Raw genomic sequence first — 9,038 nt, forward strand, 5'->3', positions numbered from 1 at the left:
GGGAAACCGACACCGGGCACGGCCGTGGAGACGGTCGGCTCGGCGGTGTCCGGCTCCTCGGAGGGCCACGCGGCCGTGGCAGCGTCCGCCTGGACCGGGTTGATCTTGGCGGTCTGCTCGGAGGCCGTGCCAACCGGACCGACCGGCGGCATCGCTCTCGTCTTGTCAGCGTCGTACGGCACAGCTCTCCCCGTTGCCCTGTCTCTCCTGAGGCGGCGTATGTGGTGTAGCTATCAGGCGCAGATCACGAACCGGCGGCTCACAGGTACAGACCAGTACCGTGCTCGGTGAGCTCCGTCGCAACCGCGTGCAGATCGCGTTCCCTCATCACGAGGTACGTGGTGCCCTGCACCTCGACCTCGAGCTGATCGTCCGGGTTGAACATCACCCGGTCGCCGACCTTCACGTGGCGCACGCTGGTGCCGACTCCGAACACATCGCCCCACGCCAACCGCTTCGCCATCTGGGCCGTCGCGGGGATCACGATGCCACCGCTGGAACGCCGCTCGCCGTCCTCGGGCGAGATTCGCACCATGACGCGGTCGTACAGCATCTGGATCTCGAGCTTGACATCAGGCACCGGCAGAGTCTACGTGCCCTGCCGATGACCTTCGTCCATGCCGCCCATGAGCAACGGCAGGCGGGTAGGTGCATCGGCAACCACTCGAACGGGGACGCCCCAGTCCTGCCTGGTCAGGCGGCAGACCGGGTGTTCGTCGGCAGGATCGTCACTGCAACTGGCCGCCTGCGCTACGACGTGCAGGACGCCGTTCGTGACGGAATCGTTGATCCGCAACGCCCGTACCAGTTCGGTGCCGACGCCCGCGCCCTCGATGATCAGCTCCGGGGGTGAGCTGGTGATCTCCAGGCGCGTCGACGGGCCGTACCGCTCGTCCAGCTTCGTCCCGGTCGGCGGGGTGAAGACGACGGCGAGCTCGAACCGGCCGGGCGCGATGTCCGTGGACGGCCGCTTCACCTGGTGCGCCTCGCCGTCGATCCTGGTGGCGGCGGCGGAGAAGCGTTCGAGCCGGTGCGCGGCCGACGCGACCACGACGAGCTCGTTGTCGACGACCAGCGCGTCCGACGGCTCGGCGACGTCCGTGGCGATGGTGGTCAGCGTGTTCGTCTCGGGGTCGTAGCGCCGCACGGCGTTGTTGTAGGTGTCGCTGATGGCGACCGAGTGGTCGTCGAGGACCGTGACGCCCAGCGGGTGCTGCAGGAGCGCCTCGTCCGCGTCGCCGTCCTTGTGGCCGAACGCGAACAGGCCCTTGCCGATGACCGTGGTGACCTCGTCGTTCTCCAGGTACCGCAGCGCGCTGGTCTCGGAGTCGACCATCCACAGCCGGTCGCCGTCGGCGGCGAGCCCGGAGGTCTGGGCGAAGAACGCTTCCGCGGCCGGTCCGTCGTTGATGCCCTCTACGGTCGTGCCGGCCAGGCGGCGGACGGTGCCGTCCGCGGGGTCGAAGAAGCCGAGCGTGTGGTTGCCGGCCATGGCGATGGCGACGCCGCCGTTCCACCAGGCGACGTCCCACGGGCTGGTGAGGTCGATCTTGTCGGCCGGCCCGTCGGTCTCGCCGTCGCGCCACTGCTCACCGGTGCCGGCCAGCGTCGTGACCTCGCCGGTGTCCAGGTCGAGGCCGCGCAGGAGGTGGTTGACGGTGTCCGCGACGACGACGTTGCTCGTGCCGGGGATGAGCGTGAGTCCCGCGGGCTCGGAGAAGGTGGGGTTCAGGCCGTCCTGCCGGCCGCGTTCACCGGTGCCGATGCGGCGGATCAGGGTCTCGCCGTCGGCTTCGAGCTCGACGACGCTGTGGTGCGCGGAGTCGCTGACCAGGATCGTGCCGCTCGGCGTGACGATCGCCTTGGCGGGGAAGCGCAGCGTGGTGCTCGCGGGCTCCGGCGCCTGGTACGGACCGGTTCCGCGGTGCAGCGTGCCCTTCTCGTCGTGCTCGGCGACGATCTCGCCGATGACCGTCCGCAGCGCCTCGACGTGGCCCTCACCGGCGGCGACGTGCACGACGTAGCCCTCGGGGTCGACCAGCACGAGCGTCGGCCACGCCTTGACGGCGTAGTTCTGCCAGGTCGTGAGCTCGGGGTCGTCGAGGACGGGGTGGTGCACCTCGTAGCGCTCGACGGCGGCCTTGAGCGCGTCCGGGTCGGCCTCGTGCACGAACTTCGGCGAGTGCACGCCGATCGTGACCAGGACGTCGTCGAACTCCTTCTCGAGCGGCCGCAGCTCGTCGAGGACGTGCAGGCAGTTGATGCAGCAGAACGTCCAGAAGTCGAGCAGCACGATCTTGCCGCGCAGCTCCTTCAGGGTCACCTGCGCGTCACCGGTGTTCAGCCAGCCGCGTCCGACCAGCTCGGGGGCGCGGACACGGGCACGGCGCTTGGCAGTCGTCACGACCGTATCCAACACGGTGGGACGGTGCGTCCATTCCGGTGTCCACCATGTGGACTACTGCTGCCGGAGGCAGAAGACGTACGAGTCCCGCACGCTCAGGTCGCGGCGGACCTCGTTGCCGTCCCTCTTGGTCAGCTCGTACTTCTCGACCGTGTAGTTGTGCGTGTGGCCGGCGACGGCGGCGCAGACGTTCGCGTCGACGGTGCCGGCGTTCCTCGCGAGCACCACGAACGAGCCGTGCCCGCAGCTGCCGGGGACCATCGCCGGGCTGGCGTCCGTGCCGCTGTTGCGCAGGCAGTTGCCCACCAGGATGCCGTCGAGCGGGTTCGCCGACACCGTGGTGACCGGGGCCGGCGGGACCGGCGACGACGCCGGTGCGGGCGCGTTGCCCGCGCCGGACCCGTTCATCGCGACCACCAGCGCGGCACCGAGCACCACCGCGAACCCCAGGACTCCGGCGATGTACCGGCGCGCCGAGGTCGGCTCATCGCTCACGCCCGACTATCGGCGTGCCCGCGACCGCGTTACCGGGCGGCAGCCTGAGACCGGGCTTGTCGCCGTCGTCGAACACCGGCATCACCGTGATCTCGGCCTCCGACAGGTCGACCTCCCCGCCGAGGAAGCGCGCCTCGCGGAACGACACCTCGCCGTTGTTGAACTCCGCGCCCTCGAACCGGACCCGTCCCGCGCGGAACTCGGCCTTGTCGAACGTCACGCGCGCGCCGTCGAAAGTCGCGCCGCCGAACCACACCTCGCCGCCGCTGACGACCATGCCGTCGAACGAGACCCAGCCGCCGGGGAACCGCGCCAGGCTCAGGAAGAACGTCCCCGACGGCACGTGGATGCCCGCGAAGTCGGCCGACCGCAGCACCGCGCGCACCAGGTCGAAGTTGTGGCCCTGCCAGCTGACCCGCGCGTCCGGGCGCAGGTGCTGGGAGATCACGCTGGTGATCGACAGGCGGACCTCGGACTCGGAGTTGTGGTACCACTCCGACGTCACGTCCGGCTCGTACGGGATGCGCAGGTAGGAGCAGAGGACGTCGATGCAGACCTGGCGCTGCTCCGGCCACTCGTCGGCGAGGGAGGCCAGGGCGTAGACGCCGGCGAGCCGGACGGTCGGGGTCTCGTTGCCGATCTGGTTGCAGGCGGCGCCGAAGCGTTCGTTCAGCAGCTTCACGCGTTCGCGGGTCTCGGCGGACTCGCTGATGCGCTGCTTGCGGTAGGCGACCACCAGTGCGACGACACCGCCGACCCCGGCCACCACGGTCAGGGCGACCTTGATGATGTCGAGCCGGGCCGTTGCGGCGGAAGGAAAACCCAGCGCGGCCCAGAGGAGTGCGGCAGCCAGCGCAAAGACCGTTAGGCCGATCAGCACCACCAGACCGATGTGCCTTCTGATTGACCAGAGGAGGCCGGAATCCACATCATGGAACGTAACCGCCCGCCTGAACTTTTGCGCCATGTTTGGCGTAGAGGAACGCCGGGAGGTGCGTGGTGGTGGAGTACCTGGTGGTGGGTGCGGGTCCGGCCGGACTGCAGATGGGACGGTTCCTGCAACTCGCGGGACGTGACTACGTGGTGGTGGAGGAAGGTCCGGAGCCGGCGGGTTTCTTCCGGAGGTTCCCGCGGCACCGCGTGCTCTCCACGGACGACAACTCGCTGTTCGACGGTCCGCCCTTCTCCCGCTACAGCAAGCGGTCGTTCCCCGACGCCGACGACCTGGTGCAGTACCTGGAGGACTTCGCGCGGCCGTTGAACATCCGCTACAACACCGCGGTCACCGACCTGGGCGAGTACGACGCCGAGCACGTCGTCATCGCGACGGGTCAACGGCCGCACCTGCCGAACATTCCCGGTATCGAGCACGCCGCGACGTACGCGAGCGCCAGCACCGACCCCACGGAGTACGCGGGCAAGCGCGTGCTGATCATCGGCCGCGGGCGCAGCGCGTTCGAGACGGCCGACAACATCTCCGCGACGGCCCGGCTGACGCACACCGTCGGGCGTTCCGTGCAGCGGATCGTCCGGGAGGGCGACGAGTTCATCGCGTCGATCGACGGCACCGGGGAGCTGCGCTACGACAGGGTCATCGCGTGCACGGGGTTCCGCAGGGACAACGCGCTCGACCACCCCGAAGCGCACGTGCTCGGCGGCGACTCGATCAAGGCGATCCGGCACGCCGCCAGGGCGTTGCACAGGACGCTGGAGGCGGAACACCACGGCGTCCCGTGGCCGCACCGCCGTCTGCGCAACCGGCCGGACGCGCTGGCCGCCACCATCGCGACCCGGGCCGGTGAGATCCCGGACGGACTGGCGGATGTCGTTGTGCCGCAGGGACAGCACGCGTTGCTCTACGACGAGATGCCCACGACCGAACGCAACGGGTTCGTCGTCACGAGCACGCAGGTGCGGCACTACCGGCGCAACGAGCTGATCGCCGTCGAACGCCGGCTGCACCGCAAGCCGCTGGAGAGGTTCTTCTCGCAGCAGCTCGCGGTGCCGTGCATCGCCTGACGCGTCAGGCGGGCAGCGTGCGAGCGAGGAAGAGCGTGGTGATGTCCCACGCGCGGTCGGCGGCGGCCTGGTCGTACCAGGGCCCGAGGTGGTTGAGGAACGCGTGGCCCGCGGGCTCCAGGTGGACCTCGGCGTTCTCGTGTTCCTCCACCGCGTCCACGACCTTCTGGTACTCGGTGATGAACTCGTCCTCGGTGCCGAAGTGGAAGAGGATCGGGCACGACACCTGGTCCAGCGTGCCGATCTGGTCCGGCACGCCGGAGCCGTAGAAGGCGACGGCGGTGTCCGGGTCCGACGCGACGGCCGCCGCGTAGGCCAGCGTGCCGCCGAGGCAGAAACCGAGCACGCCGACCCCACCGGTGACCTCGGGCAGCCCGCGCAGGTACTGCACCGACGCGACGACGTCCTGCACGGCGAGCGGGAAGTCGAGGTTGCCGACGACCTCCATGGACCGCTGGATGCCGGCCTCGTCGTGCTCACCGACCCAGCCCGGCTGGAAGCGGTGGAAGAGCTCGGGCACGGCCACGACGTAGCCGAGCGCGGCGAGCTTCTCGGCGATGCCCTGGAGGTAGCCGTCCAGGCCGAAGATCTCCTGGATCAGGACGATGCCGGGGCCGGAGCCGGACTCGGGGAGCCAGACCGGCAACGGCATGTCGTTCACGCGATGGGTCATGAGTCGATCCTGCCCGAGGGCGGGGATCACCCGCCGACGACCTCCACGGACGCGCCGGGGCGCGTCAGCCGAGCTGCCATTCCCAGTACCCCTGGGCGTTCGCGACCTTGACCGCGTCCAGGGGCAGGTAGACCTCGATGGCTCCGCCGTACTTCTTGCCCGGCAACCAGTTCTCGTCTCCCGCGCCCATGCGGCTGCCTTCGGGCGCACACGTCCAGTACGTCGACGGGTTGATCGAGGAGCTCGTGACGCCGCTCTTGCTGATCGCCGTGAACTGCGTGAAGGCGCCTGACGGCAGTTCGTCGACGTCGAAGTCGCTGCCCGTCTGCACCTCAACCCACAGGAGCTTGCGCACCGAACCGGCCGGTGGCGCATCGCCCGCGTAGTTGCCGGTGCAGTCGGTGACCTTGGTCAAGGTGAACTTCAACGCGCAGTCAGCGCCCGAACAACCGCCCTGCGCGGTCTCACCTGAGTGCGTTGAGCAGGCACCCGAGGACAGAACCGAGCTTCACGGTGCACCAACCTCAGACAGCAGGAGGTTCATAGCCGACGAAAAGAGCGTTGTCCCGCTCAAGCGAACCGATCGGGTGAACCAGGGCGGGGATCACCCGCCGACGACCTCCACGGACGTGCCGGTGAGACGCTCGGCCTCGGCCCACAGCCGTGCCGCCACCGCCTTGTCCTTCGCGGCCGGCGGCAGCGAGGCCGGCCTGGTCGGACCGACGACCATCCACCGCGGTCCGTAATAGCCGCCCGCGACCGCACCGGGGTCGGCGGTCGCGTAGAGGAGCGGTTCGGTGCCCTGCTCGACGCCCTGCGACGGGACGACCTTGTAGCCGATCGACTCGAGGACACCGGGCTTTCCGCCGTTCAAGCGCGGCCCCGAGGTCGTCAGGTTCGTGCGGGTGTAGCCGGGGTGGGCGGCGACCGCCAGCAGCGGCCAGTCGCGTTCGGCCGCCAGGTCGGCCAGGTGCAGGGTCATCAGCAGGTTGGCGAGCTTCGTGCGGGAGTAGGTCAGGGTCGGGCTGTACCGGCGGCGGGCCTGGAGGTCGTCGAAGTCGATGCGGCCGCGGTAGGCGGCGCCGCTGCTCATCGTCACGACGCGCGGTGCCGGTGCGGTCAGCAGCAGTGGCAGCAGGCGGACGGTCAGGGCGAACGGGCCGAGGACGTTGCTGGCCAGTTGGAGCTCGAAGCCGTCGACGGTCTCGGTGCGCGCGGGCACGTTCATCACGCCGGCGTTGTTCACCAGCACGTCGAGCGGCTTGCCCTCGGCGATCAGCTCCTCGGCGAACGCCGCCACGGAGGCCTGGGCGGCCAGGTCGAGCCGGCGGACCTCCAGCAGAGCGTCCGGATGTGCGGCGAGGATCTCCGCCTTCGCCTGCTCGCCCTTGGCCTCGGTGCGCACCGCGAGGACGACCTCGGCACCGGCACCCGCCAGGCGTTTGGCCGCCTCCTTGCCGGTGCCGCTGTTCGCTCCGGTGACGACGACGCGCTTCCCGTCCTGGTCAGGGACCTGGTACATCGCTACCCCTCATAACGTACTGCCGGTTTGTTATGCCGTGACCATAACGTACCGTCGGTCTCTTAGTAAAGTACCGATGGTCTGTAACATGCCCCGCATGGGTTTCCAGCGGGCGCGCACCGAGGAGCAGCGCAACGAGCGGCGGCGGCAGATCCTCGGCGCCGCGGCCGAGATGCTCACCGAGGTGCCGGTCGCCGAGCTGACCCTCACCGCGCTGAGCCGGCGGGTCTGCCTGGCGAAGGCCAACGTGCTGCGCTACTTCGAGTCGCGCGAGGCGGTGCTGCTGGAGCTGCTGGAGGCGGAGATCGCCGACTGGTTGGCCGTGCTGGAGGACGTGGAGCTGCCGGAGGGCGGCTCGGCCGAGGAGCGGGCGACCGGGCTGGCCGAGCTCCTCGCCACCTCGCTGGCGGGACGGCCGGTGCTGTGCGAGCTGGTCAGCACCCAGTCCACGGTGCTGGAGCGCAACATCTCCACGCCGACCGCGATCCGCCACAAGCGGACCGTGCTGGGACACCTGGCGAAGGTGGTCGGGTTCGCCACCCGGTACCTGCCCGAACTGGGGGACGAGGCCGCCGGAGCCCTCGTGGAGACCACCCTGCTGATGGTCATCGCCGCGTGGCCGAGCAGCCGCCCGCCGCAGGCCGTCCGCGACGCCTACGCCGCGGACCCGACCTTGGCCGTCACGTGCGTCGACTTCGCCGCAGTCGTGCGCCGCACCGTCGAGGTGACCGCCGTCGGCCTGCTGGCCAAGGCAAAAGTCGTTCCCGCTCGGGAGATCCCTGCCCGATAATCGGCCGATGATCAGGTTGATCGCGACCGACCTCGACGGCACGCTGCTGCAACCGGGCGGGGTGCTCAGCGACCGCACCCGCGCCACGCTCAACGCCGTCGACGCCGACGTCGTGGTCGTCACCGCGCGGCCGCCGCGGTTCGTGCAGGACCTGGAGCTGACCGGCACCGCGATCTGCTCCAACGGCGCGATGATCTACGACCTCACGAACGGCGAGGTCACGCACGCCCAGACCGTGCCGCTGGACGTGGTGCGGAAGGTGTCGGAGGCGTTGGCCGAGGTGATCCCGAACGTCGGCATCGCCGTCGAGACCGGGCTGGAGGTGTTGTCGGAGCCCGGTTTCCAGGGATTCGGGCCGAAGAACCCGCACCGGACGCTGGAGCTGCTCGAGCACGTCTTCACGGAGGCGCATCAGGTCGTGCAGATGCTGGCGTGGGCGCCCGACGCCGAGAGCGACCACCTGATGGAGATCGCCAGGGAGGCCGTCGGCCAGCACGTCGCGGTCACGCACTCCGGCGGGATCGGGCTGCTGGAGATCAGCCCGCCCGGCGTCTCGAAGGCCGTGACGCTCGAATCCCTCTGCGCCACAAGGGGAATCACCAAGGACGAGGTCGTCGCGTTCGGCGACATGCCGAACGACCTGTCGGTGCTGGGGTGGGCCGGCACGGCGTACGCGATGGGCAACGCGCACCCGCTCGTGAAGCAGGCCTGCGCCAACCACGCGCCGCCCAACACCGAGGACGGCGTCGCGCAGGTCCTCGAAGGGCTCTTCCGCCTCTAACGGCGCGGAACCGAGGTCGGACCGGCCACCTCGGCACCAAGCGCCCGCACCCGTTGCCGCAGCTCGCGGTCGGCGGTCACCACCGTCACGGCACGGTCCGCGCCCTCGGTGCGCACCACGTCGACGATCGTGTCGTCACCCTCGCCGGGCGCGGCGACGACGCGGACGTCGTCGACGGAGGAGACGTTGCGCGCCTTGCCCTCCACGACGAGCACCACCTCCTCGTCGCGGCCGCGCAACGCGTCGCGGAGGCGTTCGGCCGCTGCCGCGCGGTCGCGCCACCACCCGTCGGGCACCGATCCCACGACGTTGGCTGCGTCGACCACGAGCAACGGCTTCACGCCTCCCAGCGTG

At 70.0% G+C, this 9,038-nt stretch carries 11 protein-coding genes; 3 read left to right on the forward strand and 8 right to left on the reverse strand.

What is annotated here, in order from left to right:
• Positions 1-259: 259 nt before the first annotated feature.
• From VF330_RS28640 to VF330_RS28655, 4 genes are read right to left on the reverse strand one after another with little or no spacing between them, the layout of a single operon-like run.
• A complete protein-coding gene (locus VF330_RS28640; RefSeq protein ID WP_330854810.1) occupies positions 260-553 on the reverse strand; it encodes a GroES family chaperonin in 294 nt (97 codons plus the stop codon).
• 36 nt (positions 554-589) lie between these two features.
• Positions 590-2,404: an NHL domain-containing thioredoxin family protein gene (locus VF330_RS28645; protein ID WP_330854800.1), complete on the reverse strand. Its 1,815-nt coding sequence runs from the start codon at positions 2,402-2,404 to the stop codon at positions 590-592.
• Positions 2,405-2,458: 54 nt separating this feature from the next.
• A complete protein-coding gene (locus VF330_RS28650) occupies positions 2,459-2,899 on the reverse strand; it encodes an LppU/SCO3897 family protein (protein WP_330854801.1) in 441 nt (146 codons plus the stop codon).
• Positions 2,889-3,779: a pentapeptide repeat-containing protein gene (locus VF330_RS28655; RefSeq protein WP_330854802.1), complete on the reverse strand. Its 891-nt coding sequence runs from the start codon at positions 3,777-3,779 to the stop codon at positions 2,889-2,891. Before VF330_RS28655 ends, VF330_RS28650 begins: the two co-directional genes overlap by 11 nt.
• Before the next feature lie 122 nt (positions 3,780-3,901).
• On the opposite strand from VF330_RS28655, the gene VF330_RS28660 reads away from it, so the two are divergent.
• Positions 3,902-4,918: an NAD(P)-binding domain-containing protein gene (locus VF330_RS28660; protein ID WP_330854803.1), complete on the forward strand. Its 1,017-nt coding sequence runs from the start codon at positions 3,902-3,904 to the stop codon at positions 4,916-4,918.
• A gap of 4 nt (positions 4,919-4,922) precedes the next feature.
• On the opposite strand, the gene VF330_RS28665 is transcribed toward VF330_RS28660, so the two are convergent.
• From VF330_RS28665 to VF330_RS28675, 3 genes are all read right to left on the reverse strand, one after another.
• Positions 4,923-5,591, reverse strand: a complete 669-nt coding sequence (locus VF330_RS28665; RefSeq protein ID WP_330854804.1) for a dienelactone hydrolase family protein — start codon at positions 5,589-5,591, stop codon at positions 4,923-4,925.
• A 64-nt stretch (positions 5,592-5,655) separates the two neighbouring features.
• Positions 5,656-6,018: a hypothetical protein gene (locus VF330_RS28670; RefSeq protein ID WP_330854805.1), complete on the reverse strand. Its 363-nt coding sequence runs from the start codon at positions 6,016-6,018 to the stop codon at positions 5,656-5,658.
• 177 nt (positions 6,019-6,195) lie between these two features.
• A complete protein-coding gene (locus VF330_RS28675) occupies positions 6,196-7,113 on the reverse strand; it encodes an SDR family oxidoreductase (RefSeq protein ID WP_330854806.1) in 918 nt (305 codons plus the stop codon).
• A 97-nt stretch (positions 7,114-7,210) separates the two neighbouring features.
• Here VF330_RS28675 and VF330_RS28680 point away from each other — a divergent pair, with 97 nt between their 5' ends.
• Positions 7,211-7,903, forward strand: coding sequence for a TetR/AcrR family transcriptional regulator (locus tag VF330_RS28680; protein ID WP_330854807.1), 693 nt, complete (start codon positions 7,211-7,213; stop codon positions 7,901-7,903).
• Positions 7,904-7,910: 7 nt separating this feature from the next.
• Complete coding sequence (locus tag VF330_RS28685; protein ID WP_330854808.1) at positions 7,911-8,684, forward strand: HAD family hydrolase; 774 nt, start codon at positions 7,911-7,913, stop codon at positions 8,682-8,684.
• Here the strand turns inward: VF330_RS28685 and VF330_RS28690 are convergent.
• On the reverse strand, positions 8,681-9,038 hold a 358-nt coding region (locus VF330_RS28690), incomplete at its 5' end, for an NTP pyrophosphohydrolase (protein WP_330854809.1). The two genes, VF330_RS28685 and VF330_RS28690, sit on opposite strands and share 4 nt — an antisense overlap.

This window comes from Lentzea sp. (genome assembly GCF_036380075.1).
GTDB lineage: Bacteria > Actinomycetota > Actinomycetes > Mycobacteriales > Pseudonocardiaceae > Lentzea.

Bases quoted from the DNA above. Each gene is read 5' to 3' on its own strand.
- VF330_RS28675 (WP_330854806.1), bottom strand. From the start codon at position 7,113: ATGTACCAGGTCCCTGACCAGGACGGGAAGCGCGTCGTCGTCACCGGA.
- VF330_RS28685 (WP_330854808.1), top strand. From the start codon at position 7,911: ATGATCAGGTTGATCGCGACCGACCTCGACGGCACGCTGCTGCAACCG.
- VF330_RS28665 (WP_330854804.1), bottom strand. From the start codon at position 5,591: ATGACCCATCGCGTGAACGACATGCCGTTGCCGGTCTGGCTCCCCGAG.
- VF330_RS28640 (WP_330854810.1), bottom strand. From the start codon at position 553: ATGCTGTACGACCGCGTCATGGTGCGAATCTCGCCCGAGGACGGCGAG.
- VF330_RS28680 (WP_330854807.1), top strand. From the start codon at position 7,211: ATGGGTTTCCAGCGGGCGCGCACCGAGGAGCAGCGCAACGAGCGGCGG.